11 protein-coding genes are annotated in these 16,667 nt (G+C 71.5%); 2 read left to right on the top strand and 9 right to left on the bottom strand.

Annotation, left to right across the window (positions count from 1 at the left end; genetic code table 11):
* Window positions 1–11 precede the first annotated feature (11 nt).
* The 3 genes from ACWD3I_RS04175 to ACWD3I_RS04165 are packed head-to-tail and all read right to left on the bottom strand — an operon-like array spanning window position 12 to window position 4,068.
* A complete protein-coding gene (locus ACWD3I_RS04175) occupies window positions 12–1,610 on the bottom strand; it encodes an acyl-CoA carboxylase subunit beta (protein WP_365408488.1) in 1,599 nt (532 codons plus the stop codon).
* Window positions 1,607–3,277, bottom strand: a complete 1,671-nt coding sequence (locus ACWD3I_RS04170; protein ID WP_365408485.1) for an acyclic terpene utilization AtuA family protein — start codon at window positions 3,275–3,277, stop codon at window positions 1,607–1,609. The genes ACWD3I_RS04175 and ACWD3I_RS04170 overlap by 4 nt, the downstream gene beginning before the upstream one ends.
* Entirely contained in the window at window positions 3,274–4,068 is a 795-nt protein-coding gene (locus ACWD3I_RS04165) for a TIGR03084 family metal-binding protein (RefSeq protein ID WP_365408482.1), read from the bottom strand. The genes ACWD3I_RS04170 and ACWD3I_RS04165 overlap by 4 nt, the downstream gene beginning before the upstream one ends.
* Window positions 4,069–4,241: 173 nt before the next feature.
* Between ACWD3I_RS04165 and ACWD3I_RS04160 the strand changes: the two genes are divergently transcribed.
* Window positions 4,242–5,009 carry an SDR family oxidoreductase gene (locus ACWD3I_RS04160; RefSeq protein ID WP_365408479.1) on the top strand — a complete coding sequence of 256 codons (768 nt, stop codon included), beginning with the start codon at window positions 4,242–4,244 and terminating at the stop codon, window positions 5,007–5,009.
* Between the two features lie 5 nt (window positions 5,010–5,014).
* On the opposite strand, the gene ACWD3I_RS04155 is transcribed toward ACWD3I_RS04160, so the two are convergent.
* The 5 genes from ACWD3I_RS04155 to ACWD3I_RS04135 all read right to left on the bottom strand — a co-directional run bounded on the left by ACWD3I_RS04155 (window position 5,015) and on the right by ACWD3I_RS04135 (window position 13,628).
* Window positions 5,015–7,456 (bottom strand): hypothetical protein, encoded by a 2,442-nt coding sequence (locus ACWD3I_RS04155; protein WP_365408476.1) that lies wholly within the window; start codon window positions 7,454–7,456, stop codon window positions 5,015–5,017.
* A 94-nt stretch (window positions 7,457–7,550) separates the two neighbouring features.
* On the bottom strand, window positions 7,551–8,507 hold the full coding sequence (locus tag ACWD3I_RS04150) for an EamA family transporter (protein ID WP_365408473.1): 957 nt from the start codon (window positions 8,505–8,507) through the stop codon (window positions 7,551–7,553).
* A gap of 117 nt (window positions 8,508–8,624) precedes the next feature.
* Window positions 8,625–10,445 (bottom strand): ABC transporter ATP-binding protein, encoded by a 1,821-nt coding sequence (locus ACWD3I_RS04145; RefSeq protein ID WP_365408471.1) that lies wholly within the window; start codon window positions 10,443–10,445, stop codon window positions 8,625–8,627.
* A gap of 72 nt (window positions 10,446–10,517) precedes the next feature.
* Window positions 10,518–10,643, bottom strand: coding sequence for a hypothetical protein (locus tag ACWD3I_RS04140; protein WP_365408468.1), 126 nt, complete (start codon window positions 10,641–10,643; stop codon window positions 10,518–10,520).
* Between the two features lie 162 nt (window positions 10,644–10,805).
* On the bottom strand, window positions 10,806–13,628 hold the full coding sequence (locus ACWD3I_RS04135) for an FAD-binding and (Fe-S)-binding domain-containing protein (RefSeq protein ID WP_365408465.1): 2,823 nt from the start codon (window positions 13,626–13,628) through the stop codon (window positions 10,806–10,808).
* Window positions 13,629–13,708: 80 nt separating this feature from the next.
* Here ACWD3I_RS04135 and serC point away from each other — a divergent pair, with 80 nt between their 5' ends.
* Window positions 13,709–14,827 (top strand): phosphoserine transaminase, encoded by a 1,119-nt coding sequence (gene serC, locus ACWD3I_RS04130; RefSeq protein ID WP_365408462.1) that lies wholly within the window; start codon window positions 13,709–13,711, stop codon window positions 14,825–14,827.
* Window positions 14,828–14,901: 74 nt separating this feature from the next.
* On the opposite strand, the gene ACWD3I_RS04125 is transcribed toward serC, so the two are convergent.
* Window positions 14,902–16,422 carry a cellulase family glycosylhydrolase gene (locus ACWD3I_RS04125; protein WP_365414224.1) on the bottom strand — a complete coding sequence of 507 codons (1,521 nt, stop codon included), beginning with the start codon at window positions 16,420–16,422 and terminating at the stop codon, window positions 14,902–14,904.
* Window positions 16,423–16,667 lie beyond the last annotated feature (245 nt).

The following is a 16,667-nucleotide window of genomic DNA, read 5'->3' as shown; positions in this document are numbered from 1 at the left end:
TGGAAGGTTCCTCACATCCGGAAGATGCCGAAGCCACCGCGCGTGCCCTCGTACGGCGCCGTGTGGATGGCCGACAGGCACAGGCCGAGGACGGTGCGGGTGTCGCGGGGGTCGATGACGCCGTCGTCGTAGAGCCGCCCGGACAGGAACATCGGCAGCGACTCGGACTCGATCTGCTGCTCCACCAGGGCCCGCAATGCCGCGTCGCCCTCCTCGTCGTACGGCAGCCCCTTCGCCGCCGCCGACTGCCGGGCCACGATCGAGAGGACGCCTGCGAGCTGCTGCGGGCCCATGACGGCCGACTTGGCACTGGGCCAGGCGAAGAGGAAGCGGGGGTCGTAGGCCCGCCCGCACATGCCGTAGTGCCCGGCGCCGTACGAGGCCCCCATCAGCACGGACAGGTGCGGGACGCGGGAGTTGGACACCGCGTTGATCATCATCGCGCCGTGCTTGATGATGCCGCCCTGCTCGTACTCCTTGCCGACCATGTAGCCGGTGGTGTTGTGCAGGAACAGGAGCGGGATGTCCCGCTGGTTGGCCAACTGGATGAACTGGGCCGCCTTCTGCGACTCCTCGCTGAAGAGGACCCCCTGCGCGTTCGCCAGCACGCCGACCGGATAGCCGTGGAGCGAGGCCCACCCCGTCGTCAGGCTGGTTCCGTACAGCGGCTTGAACTCGTCGAAGTCGGAGGCGTCGACGATCCGCGCGATGACCTCGCGAGGATCGAAGGGCACCTTCAGATCGCCGGGGACGATCCCCAGCAGCTCCTCCGCGTCGTACTTGGGCGGCTCGGCCGGGCCCGGATCGCCGTACGCCTTGCGGTGGTTGAGGCGTGCCACGACCCGGCGTGCCTGTCGGAGCGCGTCCTGCTCGTCGACGGCGAAGTGGTCGGCGAGGCCCGACAGGCGCGCGTGCATCTCCGCGCCGCCGAGGGACTCGTCGTCGCTCTCCTCCCCCGTGGCCATCTTCACCAGCGGCGGACCGCCCAGGAACACCTTCGCGCGCTCCTTGACCATGATCACGTGGTCGGACATGCCCGGGATGTACGCGCCCCCGGCGGTGGAGTTCCCGAAGACGACGGCGACCGTCGGGATCCCGGCGGCGGAGAGGCGGGTCAGATCCCGGAAGATGGCCCCGCCGGGGATGAAGATCTCCTTCTGGGACGGCAGATCGGCGCCCCCGGACTCCACCAGGCTGATGCAGGGCAGCCGGTTGGCGAGCGCGATGTCGTTCGCGCGCAACGCCTTCTTCAGCGACCAGGGGTTGCTGGCACCCCCGCGCACGGTCGGGTCGTTCGCGGTGATCAGGCACTCCACGCCCTCGACGACCCCGATGCCGGTGACCAGGGAGGCACCGACGGTGTAGTCGCTGCCCCAGGCGGCGAGCGGGGACAGTTCCAGGAAGGGCGTGTCGGGGTCGAGGAGCAGCTCGATGCGCTCACGGGCGAGCAGCTTGCCGCGTTTCCGATGCCGTTGGACGTACTTCTCGCCGCCGCCCGCGAGGGCCTTGGCGTGCTCGGTGTCCAGTTCGGTGAGCTTGGCGAGCATGGTCTCGCGGTGGGCGCGGTGGTCGGGGCCGTTGGTGTCCAGCGCCGACGACAGGACGGTCACAGCAGCTCCTCCGGGATGTCCAGGTGGCGGGAGCGCAGCCATTCGCCGAGGGCCTTGGCCTGCGGGTCGAAGCGGTGCTGGGCGGCGACACCGGCGCCGAGGATGCCCTCGACGACGAAGTTGAGGGCGCGCAGGCCCGGGAGGGTGTGGCGGGTGACGGACAGGCCGGCGGTCTCCGGGAGGAGTTCGCGGAACCGGTCGACGCTCAGCGCGTGCGCGAGCCAGCTCCAGGCCTCGTCGGTCCGGGCCCAGACACCCACGTTGGCGTTCCCGCCCTTGTCGCCGCTGCGGGCGCCGACGACGAGCCCGAGAGGGGCACGGCGCGTGGGCCCCGACGGGAGGGGCTCGGGCAGGGACGGCTCCGGCACGTCGTCGAGTACGACGGTTTCCCGGGCCGGTGCCACAGGGACCCGCCGCCCGTCATGGAGGACCGCCATATGGGGAACGGCCCCATGGGGGACGTACACATCCTCGAAGACCCCATAAGGCGCGCCCTTTCCAGGTGGCGCCAGCACATGGAAGCCGGGGTAGCTCGCGAGCGCGAGCTCGATGGCGGCCCCGCTGAGGGCCCGCCCCACGGCCTCCGGGTCCGGGTCCCGTACGACGAGCCGCAGCAGCGCGCTCGCCGTCTCCTCGGTGTCGGCGTCGGGACGGTCGGTGCGGACGAGGTCCCAGCGCGCCTCGCTCACCTTGCCGAGGGCGGCCTCCAACTGCGCCTCCACCAGCGCGGCCTTGGCCTCGATGTCGAGCCCGGTCAGCACGAAGGCGACCTCGTTGCGGAAGCCGCCGAGCCGGTTGAGGCCGACCTTGAGGGTGGGGGACGGGGGTTCGCCGTGGACACCGTCGATGCGGACACGGTCGGGACCGTCCTGGGTGAGACGGACCGTGTCGAGGCGGGCGGTGACGTCGGGGCCCGCGTACCGGGCACCGCCCGTCTCGTACAGGAGCTGCGCGGTCACCGTGCCGACGTCGACGAAGCCGCCGGTGCCGGGGTGCTTGGTGATGACCGCCGTGCCGTCCTCGTGGAGCTCGGCGAGGGGGAAGCCGGGGCGTCGGACGTCACCCTCCCGGAAGAACGAGTAGTTCCCGCCGGTCGCCTGCGTCCCGCACTCCAGCACATGCCCGGCGACGACGGCCCCCGCCAGCCGGTCGTACTCCCCCGGCCCCCACCCGAAGTGCGCGGCGGCGGGCCCGGTGACCAGGGCCGCGTCCGTCACGCGCCCGGTGACCACGATGTCGGCGCCCTCGCGCAGACAGGCGGCGATGCCGAAGCCGCCGAGGTAGGCGTGGGCGGCGAGGCTGCCGGGGTGCTGTGCGGTGAGGTCGTCGCCCTCGACGTGGGCGACGCGGACGGGGATGCCGAGCCGGTCCGCCAACTCCCTCACCCGGTCGGCGAGTCCGGCGGGATTGAGGCCGCCGGCGTTGGTCACGAGCTTGACGCCCCGCTCGTGGGCGAGGCCGAGGGATTCCTCGAGCTGGCGCAGGAAGGTGCGGGCGTAACCGGCGCCGGGGTCCTTCAGGCGGTCGCGGCCGAGGATGAGCATGGTCAGTTCGGCGAGGTAGTCGCCGGTGAGGACGTCGAGCTCGCCGCCGGTGAGCATTTCGCGCAGGGCGTCGAACCGGTCGCCGTAGAAGCCGGAGGCGTTGCCGATACGCAGGGTGCTCACCCGGCCGCCCCCTTCGGCGGGCGTCCGCCACCGGGTGGGCCCGCGAAGGCCTGGGCGATGTCGAGCCAGCGGTCGGCGTCGGAGCCTTCGGTGCGCAGGGCGAGGTCGGTGCGGTGGGCCCGATGGGTGACGAGGAGGCAGAAGTCGAGGGCGGGGCCGGTGACGCGGTCGGTGGCGTTCTCGGGGCCGTAGATCCACACCTTGCCGGAAGGGGCGGTGAGTTCGATGCGGAACTCCTCGAACGGCGGGGTCAGTCCGTGCACGCCGAAGGAGTAGTCGCGGGTGCGGACGCCGAGGCGGGCGATGTGGCTCAGCCGGTCGGTGGGGATACGGGTCACGCCCAGCGCGTCCGCCACGTCCAGACCGTGGGCCCAGGTCTCCATGAGACGGGCGGTGGCCATGGAGGCGGTGGACATGGGCGGGCCGTACCAGGGGAAACGGGCGCCGTCGGGGGCGGTCCGCAGGGCGTCGGCCAGGTCCTCGCGTCCCGCGCGCCAGTACGCGAGCAGCCGCGCCGGAGGCTTCCCGGCGCCCTCCTCGGCACCGTTGTCCACGAAGTCCCCGGGTGCGGCGAGCGCCTTCTCGACCTCGCGGGAGAAGGCGTCCTGATCGGTCACCGCCAGCAGGGAGGAGTGGTCGGTCCAGGCGAGGTGGGCGATCTGGTGGGCGATGCTCCAGCCGGGGGCGGGCGTCGCGAGCTGCCACTGCTCGGGGCTCAACTCGGCCACGAGCAGGTCGAGTTCCTCGCTCTCCGCACAGAGATCGTCGATCACGGGCGTCGGGTCTGCCATGGAGCGAGGATGTCAGCGGGCACAAAAACAAGCAAGCGTGCTTGCATGAAAATCTGCGCCGAGGACGACCGGCGTATTCCGCAGGTTCTGCCGCCGGGCCTGTCACATCTCCTCCTCCCCCTCCGTCAGACCGATGACGGCACACAAGAGGGACTCACGAAGGAGCTACGACGATGAACACAGGCAGGAAGATCGCGGTGGCCGGGGCGACCGGACGGCTCGGGCGGCATGTGGTGGACGTGCTGACGGAGCGCGGTCACCGGGTTGTCCCCGTCTCCCGTTCCACCGGCGTGGACATCGAGTCCGGCGCCGGGCTCGCCGAGGCGCTGGAGGGGGTGGAGATCGTGATCGACGCGGCGAGCACACCCTCGCCCGACGAGCGGGTGGCGACGGAGTTCTTCACGGCGGCGGCCCGCAATCTGCACGAGGCCGGGGCGAAGGCGGGGGTACGGCGACTCGTGGTCGTCTCGATCATCGGCATCGACGGCTCGGTGGCGGGCTACAACGCGGCCAAGCTCGCGCACGAGCGGGCGGTGCTGGCGGGGCCGGTGCCGGCGCGGGTGCTGCGGGCGGCGCAGTTCCACGAGTTCGTGGAGCAGCTGGCGCAGTGGGGGCGGCAGGACGACACCGTGTACGTCCCGAGGATGCGGACGCAGCTCGTGGCGGCCCGGGCGGTCGCCGAGGCCCTCGTCGACCTTGCGCTGACGGAGGACGACGTGTCCTCCTCGGCACCGTTCGCCGAGGTGGCGGGGCCGCGCGAGGAGAGCCTCGAGGAGGCGGTACGACTCCTGCTGCGGGCGCGCGGCGACACGGCGACGGTCGTCGCGGCGAGCGACCCGGGCAACCCTGACCGGGAGCTGTTCGAGAACGGGGGGTTGCTGCCGGGGGCGGGGGCGCGGCTGGCGGGGCCGGGGTTCGGGGAGTGGGTGGCGTCCGCGTGAGCGGTTCATCCGCTGACGCGGGGCAGCACAGCCGCACCGTTCTCGCCGTCCGGCGCGCGTGAAGGCGGAACGGCCGGAGCTGACAGCGGCCGCGTACCTGCCAGGCTGTCGAGAAGGTCCCTGCGGATCGAGCGGAGCCGTGGTGCGCGTCGGTAGCCGAGGTGGCGTTCCAGGGGCCAGAAGACGGGCTGGCCCTCGGTGCGTCCCGGTTCCGTCGTGGCGGGTTCGGCTGTCGGGTCCACCCCGTCCCTCCACTCCACGTCCTCGAATGTGCCGCTGTGCGCAGCGGCCCCGAGGACGGGTCCCGCCAGTACGTCGGTCGTGCGGTGGATGTTGATCCAGGCGTGCAGGGTCTCCAGGGCGTGGATCGAGTCGGCGGGCGCGTAGCCGGGGTAGTGGCGCTGGAACACCACACCGACCGGACTGCCCGTGGTCAGCAGGGCGATGTGCCGGCGCAGTCCGGGCCGTACCTGCCACAGGGCCGCCACGGCGATCACGGATCCCATGGAGTGCGCCTGGATCAGCAGGCGGCGGCGGTCGTTCTCGTCCAGCAGGTACTCGATCCGGTGCACGAGTTCGGGGACGGTGCGCACCGCCCAGGCCGCCGGGGTGAACGGGTGCGCCGCACGCGGCCAGAACGCGCCGAACGCCCAGGCCAGCCCCGCGTTCCGGCGCATCTCCGGCCGCAGCACGATGGCTCGTACGGCGAACACGGCCACCGCGACGAAACCCACGAGGATGACGGCTCCGAGCGTCGTCAACTGCTGGAGTACGTCGACCATGACGTCCCGTACGCCCGCCAGCCAGGAGCCGTCGCCGACCCAGTAGGCCCCGTACATGGCGCAGGTCAGGAGGGCGACCAGGACCGCGAGGGTGGCCAGACCGCGGTCGTACCAGATCAGGGCGCGGACTCCGGCGTAATCCGCGAACCGCAGCCTTCTCCACTGGCGTCGGTTGTCGAGGTGGTCGTCGCGGTCGGTGCCGGGTTCGGGGTCGGGGGGCGTGAGGTCCCGTCGCCAGGGGTGACGCAGGGCCGTGCAGGCGGCGGCGATCGCGCCCACCGCCACACCGATCAGCACGACCAGCGGGAAGGCCGCCGCGACCACCTGGACGGCCCGCGGGATGAGGGCCGCGTACGGGTCACCGTCGGGGGTGAGCCAGCCCTGGAGCCACAGGGAGAACGCGGCGGTGTACAGCCAGCCCACGAAGCAGGCCAGTACGCCCACCACGGGTCCCAGCAGCCCGTACAGGGTCGTCCTCGACGCCGAACCGGTCTCCCCGCGGACCATGGCGAGACAGGCGATGACCATGAGCACGAGGCCGACGCCCTGGGCGATCACCACGTAGTTCGCCTCCGCACCCATGCCGGGCAGCATCGTGGAGCGCTCGCGGGCGGCGTCCCAGTCCCGGTGCGGCACCGCGCAGCACACCATGGCGCCGACCGTCACCGCCAGGCAGCCGCCGACAGCGCCCTTCGCGTACCGCAGGGGCCAGCGGAGCCTGCGCCGTGGAGCGCCCATGGTTCCGGCGCGCTGGACGTAGCTGGCGCGGAAGTACGGGCCGTCGATCACCACGAGGACGGCGATCACCAGGGTCAGCACGAACAGGGTCAGGGCCGGGGTGGCGTCGCCCTCGCGCAGGTCGTACTGGAGCGGCGGGACGATGAGCAGCATGGCCACCGTGAGCAGTCCCGCGCACAGGTGCCGTGTGGTCAGGCCCTTCGCCCGCGTGTTGTGCTCCCAGAAGCCGCGGACCTCCAGGGGCCGCCGGGTGCGGTGTCCGTTGCGCCGGTGCCGGTCCTCCTCCTCGGCCCGCTCGTAGTTCTCACGCGAGGCGGTCCTGAGCACCGGGCGGTACTCGCGTTTGGCGTCCCGGGCGCTGAACGCCATCAGGGTCCCGACGACGAGAGGTGCGAGGGCCGCAAGGGCCAGGCCCGTTCCGGTGTCCGGCGCACGGGCCGCGGTCACCGCGAAGTTGCCCGAGACGCACTCGGCGGTCTCGGCTCCGCACTGCCAGACGACCTGGTCCATGGCCGCCTGTCCGAAGACGCCGACCAGCATCACCGTCAGGGAGAGTCCGAGCAGCCGCGCTCCGAAGCTGTACAGGGAGCCCTGCCATGAGCGCTCCGGTAAGCGTGGCTGCATCCACGTCACCAGGTTGATCACGAGAAACGGCAGGAGGAAGAGCCAGGCGGCCCGGCCGGCCCCGCCGATCAGCAGCCGGGGCCAGTCGTACACCTCCCGCAGGGTGCGCGGCCCGTCCGTGTCCTCCTCTGCGGGCCGGTACCAGCCCGCGCTGTCGTCCCCGCTCACCTGGCGTACACCGGGCGGCCGGAGAACCTCCTCGCGGTCCACAACGCCGGTGCCGGGTATGACCAGTTCGACCAGTTCGATCGGCCCCGGCGGGGGTGGTTCGCCGACGTGCCCGCCCGGTGTTCCGTTGTCCATGAGAGCTCAGGGTGAGGCTGCCGACGGCTGCTGACAATGCGCAGAATGTACGAGAAGTCGACTGTTCGGAGGCGGCCCGGGCTTCCCGCGGCCCTCAGGAACCGCCCGGTGGAACCTTGGCCTTCCCCCGCCCCACCTGAGTCCGTACCGCCCCCATGCTCGCCGCGATGACCAGGGCGATCGCCGCGGCCTCGGTCATGGAGAGGGCCTGGTTCAGGATGAGGAAGCCGGCGGTCGCGGCGATGGCCGGTTCCAGGCTCATCATGATCGCGAAGGTGGAGGCGGGGAGGCGGCGCAGGGCGACGAGTTCGAGGGTGTAGGGCAGGACGGAGGAGAGGACCGCCACGGCCGAGCCGAGGGCGATCGTCGTGGGGTCGAGGAGCTTCGAGCCGGATTCGGCGATGCCGAGCGGCAGGAACACCAGCGCCGCGACCACCATGGCGAGGGCGAGCCCGTCGGCCTGCGGGAAGCGGCGGCCCGTACGGGCACTGAAGACGATGTACGCCGCCCACATGGCACCGGCGCCCAGGGCGAACAGGACACCTACGGGGTCGAGGCCGCCGAAGCCTCCGCCGCTGAGGAGGAAGACGCCGCCGAGGGCGAGAGCCGCCCAGACGAGGTTGACCGCCCGGCGGGAGGCGACGACGGAGAGCGCCAGGGGGCCGAGCACCTCCAGGGCGACCGCCGGGCCCAGCGGGATCCGGTCGATGGACTGGTAGAAGAGCCCGTTCATCCCGGCCATCGTGATGCCGAAGACGACGACCGTGCCCCAGTCCGCACGCGTGTACCCGCGCAGCCGCGGCCGGCAGACCACGAGCAGGACCAGCGCGGCCGCCACCAGCCGCAGGGTCACCACACCGGACGCCCCGGCCCGCGGCATCAGGCTCGCCGCGAGGGCGCCGCCGAACTGCACCGAGATACCCGCGGACAGCACCAGTCCGATGGAGCCGAGGGAGCCCCGGCGGCGCGGGGCATCTGCCGGGGCCCGGGGGACGGAGACCTCGGGAACCGGGGTTGCCGAGGGCGAGGCGGCGGGGCTGGGCGTGGTCACGGGGCCTTCCAGAGGGGTTGATGCAGGGTTCGTTCATCGTGATGCACTGCGAAGTCCAGAGTAATGGACTTCGTCAGGCTCGTGAACCCTTTACGCAACTGTCCCGGATGACCCGCATCACCCCCAGGGGCTTTCGTCCCGGAAGAGAGGGCGGCCCTGGTACGCGTACGTGTCGTACGACAGCGGCAGCCGCAGCTCCCCCGTGTCCATGACCGCGTTGTTCTGCGAACCGTGCAGCCGGGCGTACGCCCCGCCCCACGCCAGCAGCTCCTCGTGCCGGCCCGCTTCGACGATGCGGCCGCGGTCGACGACGAGGATGCGGTCGGCGTCGGGGGCGAGGTTGAGGTCGTGGGTGATCATGATGGTCGTACGGCCTGCCATCAGCCGGCGGAGGGGCTTCACGACCCGGCGGGCGGCCATCGCGTCCAGACCGGTCGTCGGCTCGTCGAGGACCAGGACCGGCGCGTCGCGCAGCACGGCCCGGGCGATGGCGAGGCGCTGGAGCTGGCCGCCGGACAGGCGTGCGGAGTGGGGGTCCACCCGGGTGTCGTAGCCCTCGGGGAGTCCGACGATGAAGTCGTGCGCGTCGGCGGCCCTCGCCGCCTGCTCGATGGCGTGGCCGCTGGCGCCGGGGCGGCCGCAGGCGATGTTCGCGCGGACCGTGTCGTGCAGGACGAGGGTCTCCTGGGGGAGGAGCGTCACGTACTCCCGCAGTCTGGCCAGCGGGAAGTCGCGCAGGGGTACGCCGTCCAGGAGGACGTCTCCCGCGTCCGGGTCGTAGAAGCGGAGCAGGAGTTTGGAGACGGTGGACTTTCCCGCGCCGCTCGGGCCGGTGACGATCACCAGCTCACCGGGGTGGACGGTGAAGGACAGGTCCCTCAGGGCGGGGGTGTCGGCGCCCGGGTAGCGGAAGGAGGCGGCGCGGATCTCGACGGTGCCGTCGGGGCGGCGGGTGTCGGTGGGGCGCCGGGGGTCGGTGACGGCGGGCCGGACGTCGAGGATCTCGATGAGCCGTTCGGCACCCGCGGTGGCCGCGGTGACGGTGAGGCCGAGCTGGGCCAGGCCGCGCACGGGCGGGTAGAGGTAGCCGAGGAACGCGGCGAAGGCGAGGAGCTGGCCCAGCGTCATCCGGCCGGTGGAGATCTCCCAGGCGCCGATACCGATCACGGCGAGCACGCACACCGTCTCGATGACCTGGACGAGCTGCTCGTACGCCTCGTTGAGCCGGGTGGACCGCACCGAGGCCCGGAACCAGGCCATGGCCTCCTCGTGCAGCCGGCGCCGCTCGGCGTCCCGGCGGTCGTAGGCCTGCGTGAGCACGATGTTGCCGAGGGACTCCTCGACGACCGAGATGATGGCGCCGTCGGCGACCCGGCCGTCACGGGAGACGTCCCTGATGGAGCCGGAGAATCTTCTCGCGGCCAGCCAGAACAGGGGGGCGAGGACGAAGGTGGCGGCGGCGAGGTCCCAGCGCAGCCAGAAGGCGGCGGCCGCGTAGAAGAGGGCGGAGAAGACGGCGGACGCGGCACCGACGAGGCCCGAGACGACCATCGTCTCGATCGCCTCGATGTCGCCGGTCAGCCGGGACAACAGGTCGCCCTGGCGGTGGCGTTGGAAGAAGTGCGGCGGCAACTGCTGTACGTGGTCGAAGACATGCTCACGCAGCCGCATCACGAAGCGTTCGGTGGCCCACGCGGCGAGGGAGTTGCCGGCGTACGCGACGACCGCGCCGACGATCGCGACGCCCAGCCACTTCAGCGCCGGCACCCAGAACGCGCTCAACGAGCCCTGCCGCAGAGCATGGTCGGTGAGGTCACCGAAAAGCAGGATGGCCTCGGTCTCGGCGAGCGCGGCGACGACCGTGCACAGCCAGACGATCAGCAGCCGGTGCCGCAGCCCTTTGGTGAGGGGCCAGAAACGGCGGAATACGATACGCATGAATTGCAGCCCCGAATTCCCATGAGAAAAGGGGGCCGGCTGTGCACCACCGACCCCTTTCCTATTACCGAATCAGCTCTCGTCGCCGAACGGCTTGGGCAGCGGCTTCGGCTGGTGCTTCTTCTTCGGCTTCGGCGGCGGCGGAAGAAGCTTCGACTTGGGCTTGGGGGGCAGCGGGGCAAGCTTCTTGAAGCTCATGCCAACTCCTATTGATTCATTGCCGTTCAGATGACGCTTCGGGTGGTGCGAGGAATTCCCGACAGCGATGAAGTTACACGGCCCGAATCAAGAGGAGCGAAAGGGAAAGCAAAGGGGCGCTGTGAATAACCTTGGAATACCTAGGAGTTGCTTCAGCGACCCTCACTCCCCCAACCCCTCCGCCAGCACCTCCGCCAGATGCCGCCCCCGCACCCCCGCCAGCTGCTCCAGCTGGGTCCGGCAGGAGAAGCCGTCCGCCAGGACCACTGTCCCGTCGGCCGCTCCCCGTACCGCCGGCAGGAGTTGCTCCTCGGCGCAGGCCCGCGACACCTCGAAGTGGCCTTTCTCGAAGCCGAAGTTGCCCGCGAGGCCGCAGCAGCCACCCGCCGGCTCACCGGTCAGGCCCGCGGCTTCCCGCAGCCGCCGCTCGGCCGCGTCACCGAGGACCGCGTGCTGGTGGCAGTGGGTCTGGCCGACCACCGGACGGTCCACGCGGGGCGGCCGCCAATCCGGCGCCAGGCGCTCCAGCGCCTCCGCGAAGGTCACCACCCGCGAGGCAAGGCGCGCGGCCCGCTCGTCGTCGTGGAGCAGTTCCGGCAGGTCCGTGCGGAGTGCCGCCGCGCAGCTCGGTTCAAGGACCACCACCAGGAGGTCCGTCTCCAGTACCGGTGCCATCAGGTCGAGGGTGCGGCGGAGCACCGTACGGGCACGGTCGAGCTGGCCCGTGGAGACGTACGTCAGACCGCAGCAGACCCGGCCGCGGCGCGCCGCGAACGGATGGAAACCCTCGGACGCCGTGCGCAGGGTCGGCGGCAGCACGGTCCCGATCCCCGCCGCCGCCAGGACCCGCACCGCCGCCCGCCCCACCTCGGGCGACAGATGCTCGGTGAAGGTGTCCGGCCACAGCACGACCCTTCCGCGCGGCCCGTCACCCCGCGGCCCGAACGACCGGCTGAACGTGCTGGTCGCCACCCGCGGAATGTCCCGCTCGGGAGCGAGCCCGCCGAGCCTCTTCGCGACGGCCGCCAGCGGCCGCACCGCAGCCAGGCCGTTCACCACCCGTGCCGCACGCGTAAGCGCCACCGCCCGCAGCCACACCGGCAGCCACCCCATCGCGTAGTGCGCGGCCGGACGGCGCCGCCCCTCGTAGTGGTGGTGCAGGAACTCCGCCTTGTACGTGGCCATGTCGACCCCGACCGGGCAGTCCGACCGGCAGCCCTTGCAGGACAGGCACAGATCCAGCGCGTCCCGTACCTCCTCGGACCGCCAGCCGTCGGTGACCAGTTCACCCGCGAGCATCTCGTGCAGCAGCCGGGCCCGCCCGCGCGTGGAGTGCTCCTCCTCGCCGGTCGCGCGGAAGGACGGGCACATGACGGAGGACCCGGGCGCGGACGTCGTACGGCACTTCGCCACACCGACGCACCTGCGCACCGCCGAGGAGAAGTCACCGCCGTCGGCGGGGTAGCCGAAGGCCACGTCGACCGGCTCGCGGGGCAGGACGGAGAAGCGGAGGTTCGAGTCCAGCGGTGCCGGGCGCACCAGCATCCCGGGGTTCAGCAGGCCGTCCGGGTCCCACACGCCCTTCGCCCGCTCGAAGAGCCCCACCAGCTCCGCGCCGTACATCCGGGGCAGCAGCTCCGCCCGCGCCTGCCCGTCCCCGTGCTCGCCGGACAGTGAGCCGCCGTGCGCCGCGACCAGGTCGGCGAGCTCCTCCGAGAAACGCCGGAAGCGGCCGACCCCCGCGTCCGTCAGCAGATCGAAGTCGATACGGACGTGGATGCAGCCGTCCCCGAAATGGCCGTACGGCGTCCCGCGCAGCCCGTGCTCGCCCAGCAGCCCCCTGAAGTCCCGCAGATACGCGCCCAGCCGGGCCGGCGGCACCGCGCAGTCCTCCCAGCCGGGCCAGGCCTCCGAGCCGTCCGGCATCCGGGTCGCCGTACCGCTGGCGTCCTCGCGGATACGCCACAGGGCCCGCTGACCGGCCGGGTCCGTCACGACCACCGCGTCCATGACATCGGCGGCCCGCACGATCGTCTCCGCACGCGCGCGTGCCTCGGCCTGCGTGTCGCCACCCGTCTCCACGAACAGCCACGCCCCGCCACGGGGCAGCGCGACCGCCGCGGGCACCAGGTCGGCTGCCATGCCCTCCACCGTCAGCGGGCCGTGCGGCAGCAGTCCGGCCGCGGCCTCGGCGGCCGCGCCCTCGTCCGGGTATCCCAGCACCGCGAGGGCACGCGCGCGTGGTGACTCGACAAGTCGTACGACGGCTTCGGTGAGGATCCCCAGCGTGCCCTCGCTCCCGCAGAAGGACCGGGCGACATCCGCGTCCCGCTCCGGCAGCAGCGCGTCCAGCGCATACCCGGAGATCCGGCGGGGCAGCTCGGGGAAACCGGTCCGCAGCCGCGCCAGGTCCCCCTCCACCAGCTCCCGCAGCCCCTCCGGCGCCCCCGCCCACCCCTGGCCCAGCCGCGACCGCCGCCCGCGCGCGGTGACCACGTCCAGCTCCCGCACACTGTCCGCGGTCGTCCCCCACGCCACCGAGTGCGAGCCGCACGAGTTGTTCCCGATCATCCCGCCGAGCGTGCACCGGCTGTGGGTGGAGGGGTCGGGGCCGAATCGCAGCCCGTGCGGGGCGGCGGCCTCCTGGAGCCGGTCGAGGACGAGACCGGGCTGTACGACGGCGGTGCGCGTCAGGGGGTCGAGGGAGAGCAGCCGGTTCATGTGCCGGGTGAAGTCCAGCACCACCCCGGCGCCGGTCGCCTGCCCGGCGATGGAGGTGCCGCCGCCCCGCGCGACGACCGGTACCGCGTGCTCCCGGCACACGGCGAGGACGGCGGCGACGTCATCGGCGTGGCGTGGGGCCACGACACCGAGCGGGACCCGCCGGTAGTTGGACGCGTCCATGGTGGTCAGCGCGCGGGAGGTGACGTCGAAGCGGACGTCACCCTGGACGGCTTCACGCAGAGCGGCCTCTAGATCCGTCATGGGTCCAGCAAACCAAACGCCGCGTCTCAGCCGACGGACTGCGTTTCGACCAGGTTTCCCGCACCGGCTAACCTCACTCCGTGGCTGAGATCCAGATTCCCGCTGACATCAAGCCCGCCGACGGTCGATTCGGCGCGGGCCCCTCCAAGGTGCGGACGGAAGCGCTGGACGCGCTGGCCGCAACCGGTACGTCCCTGCTGGGCACCTCACACCGCCAGGCCCCGGTCAAGAACCTGGTCGGCCAGGTGCGTGAGGGCATCAGTGCACTGTTCTCCCTGCCCGAGGGGTACGAGGTCGTCCTCGGCAACGGCGGTTCGACCGCGTTCTGGGACGTGGCGACCCACGGCCTGATCGAGAACAAGTCCCAGCACCTGAACTTCGGCGAGTTCAGCTCGAAGTTCGCCAAGGCCGCCAAGCTCGCCCCCTGGCTGGCCGAGCCCACGGTCATCGCGAGCGACCCGGGCACCCACCCGGAGCCGCAGGCCGAGGCGGGCGTCGACGTGTACGCCCTCACGCACAACGAGACCTCCACCGGTGTCGCCGCCCCCGTCAAGCGCGTGGCCGGTGCCGACGAGGGCGCCCTGGTCCTCGTGGACGCGACGAGCGGCGCCGGCGGTCTGCCCGTCGACATCGCCGAGACCGACGTCTACTACTTCGCCCCGCAGAAGTCCTTCGCCTCCGACGGCGGCCTGTGGATCGCCGTCTTCTCCCCCGCCGCGATCGAGCGCGCCGAGCGCGTCCACGCGAGCGGCCGCCACGTGCCGGAGTTCTTCTCGCTCCCCACGGCGATCGACAACTCCCGCAAGAACCAGACGTACAACACCCCGGCCCTCGCCACCCTCTTCCTGCTCAACCAGCAGCTGGAGTGGTTCAACGGCCAGGGCGGTCTCTCCTGGTCCACGGGCCGTACGAAGGACTCGTCGACCCGCCTCTACGGCTGGGCCGAGGAGAGCAAGTACGCGAGCCCGTTCGTCGCCGACGCCGCCAAGCGCTCCCAGGTCATCGGCACGATCGACTTCTCCGACGAGATCGACGCCGCCGCGGTCGCCAAGGTCCTGCGCGCCAACGGCATCGTCGACACCGAGCCCTACCGCAAGCTCGGCCGCAACCAGCTCCGCGTCGCCATGTTCCCGGCGATCGACCCGGCGGACGTCGAGGCGCTGACGAAGTGCATCGACCACGTGATCGAGAAGCTGTAGTCACCTGAGGTCGTACGACGACGAAGGGCGCCCGGGTGAACACCCGGGCGCCCTTCTCGCATACGGCCCTTCCCCTATGCGGCCGTACAGCTCACACTCGGCACACCCCCGCCCCCGGGCGCCCCGCCGAACCCGAAGCTCGCCGAACCGCCCGCGGCGACCGAGCCGTTGTGCGCGGCGTTGGACGCGGTCACGGTCGACCCGGTCTGCGTGTACGACGCGTTCCACATGCTCGTCACCCGCTGCGAGCCGCTCCAGGTCCAGGTCACCTTCCACGAACTGATCGCGGTCGTACCGGTGTTGGTCACCTTCACCTCGGCGTTGAAGCCGCCGCCCCAGTCGCTGCTGATGGTGTAGGCCGCGGTGCAGGCCGCCGTACCGCCGCCGGGGTCGCCCGGATCACCGGGGTCGCCGCCGCCGGCCGGGAAGCCCGGCGCCTTGACGCTCGCCAGGTAGCCGTCCTTCACGGTGTCCACGGTCTGCCAGTCGTCCTTGAGGATCCCGCCCGTGTCACCGGAGTTGGGGTTCCAGGACCAGAAGGTCCAGTGGAAGGAGTCCGAGCCGTACGTCGACGTCGGCCGCAGATAGTCCACCAGCGCGGCCAGCCACCGCTGGTCCACGGTCGACTGGAGGGTCGTGCCGAACTCGCCCACCCACACGGGCGCGATGTTCTGCTTGAAGATGTAGCCCCAGTACTTGTCCCAGATACCGGGCATGTTGGCGGGGAAGGCGGGATCGCTGAACCAGCTCTGCTGGGCCACGGACGTGGCGTAGTCGTGCGCCGAGTAGACGACCCGGTTCGCCACGTTCAGCTGGACCGGGTGGTCTGCCACTCCCATCAGGTTGCCGCCCCACCAGCCGGAGACGCCGTTGTACGTCTGGACGCCCTCGACGAAGATCAGCAGCTCGGGGTTGACGGCGAGGATCGCGTTGCCGGCCCGCTGGGCGGCCAGGCGCCAGTCCCTCGTCGTGTCACCGCAGCCCCAGCAGGCGGGATCGTGGGGCTCGTTGTGGAGGTCGATGCCCACGACGGTGTCCTGGCCGAGGTAACGGGTCGCCAGCGCACGAAGGTTGGCGATCCAGGTCGACTCCGGGACCGCCGAGGTGTACCAGAGCGCCGACTGGCCGCCGGCGTCCGGGCGGTGCCGGTCGAGGATGACCTTGAGGCCGTCCTGACCGGCGTACGAGACGATCTTGTCCAGGATCTGGAGGGAGTTGAGTCCTTGCAGGTCGGCGTTCTTGCCGCTGGAGAAGTCGATGCTGTTGGGGACGGTCCCCGACTTGAAGATGTCGTCGCTGAACGGGATGCGGATCGTGTTGTAGCCCAGCGTCTTCATCTGGTCGATCATGCTCTTGTAGTCGCGTGACCAGAGGCCGTGGAGCACGTAGTTGCCGGTCTCGAAGCCGAACCAGTTGATGCCGGCGATTCGGACCGGCTGCCCGGCCTCGTCCAGGATCTGGCGGCCGCTGGTGTGCCAGTAACCGGCGCCGGCCGCGGCCTCGGCGGCCTGGGCGGTCTGCGCCGTCTGGGCACCCAGCGGTAAAAGAAGGGCCGCGGCCACCGCACACAGCGCTCTTCGCAAGCTGCGGAACATGTCGCTGCTTCCTCTCGGGAGGCGCGGGCCCGGAACTGGCTGGGAGCGCTCCCACACCCGCACCTCCCATGGAAGTCAGGTCACATGGACACGTCAAGACACTGGACGCTACGGGAGTTCATTCGTAGCGCATCGGGCTTCAACCCGATGATGAGGCGAATCGCACGTTCGCCACGCGGAGTGTCGCGCTGCCCTGCCCTGCGGAGCAGGGTGGTGCGGTCTCTGGGGTGCCGGAGCGGAGCATC

Source organism: Streptomyces sp. NPDC002817 (assembly GCF_053592055.1).
Note: the sequence above shows the minus strand (reverse complement) of the source record. Positions and strands in the feature narration are given on the sequence as shown.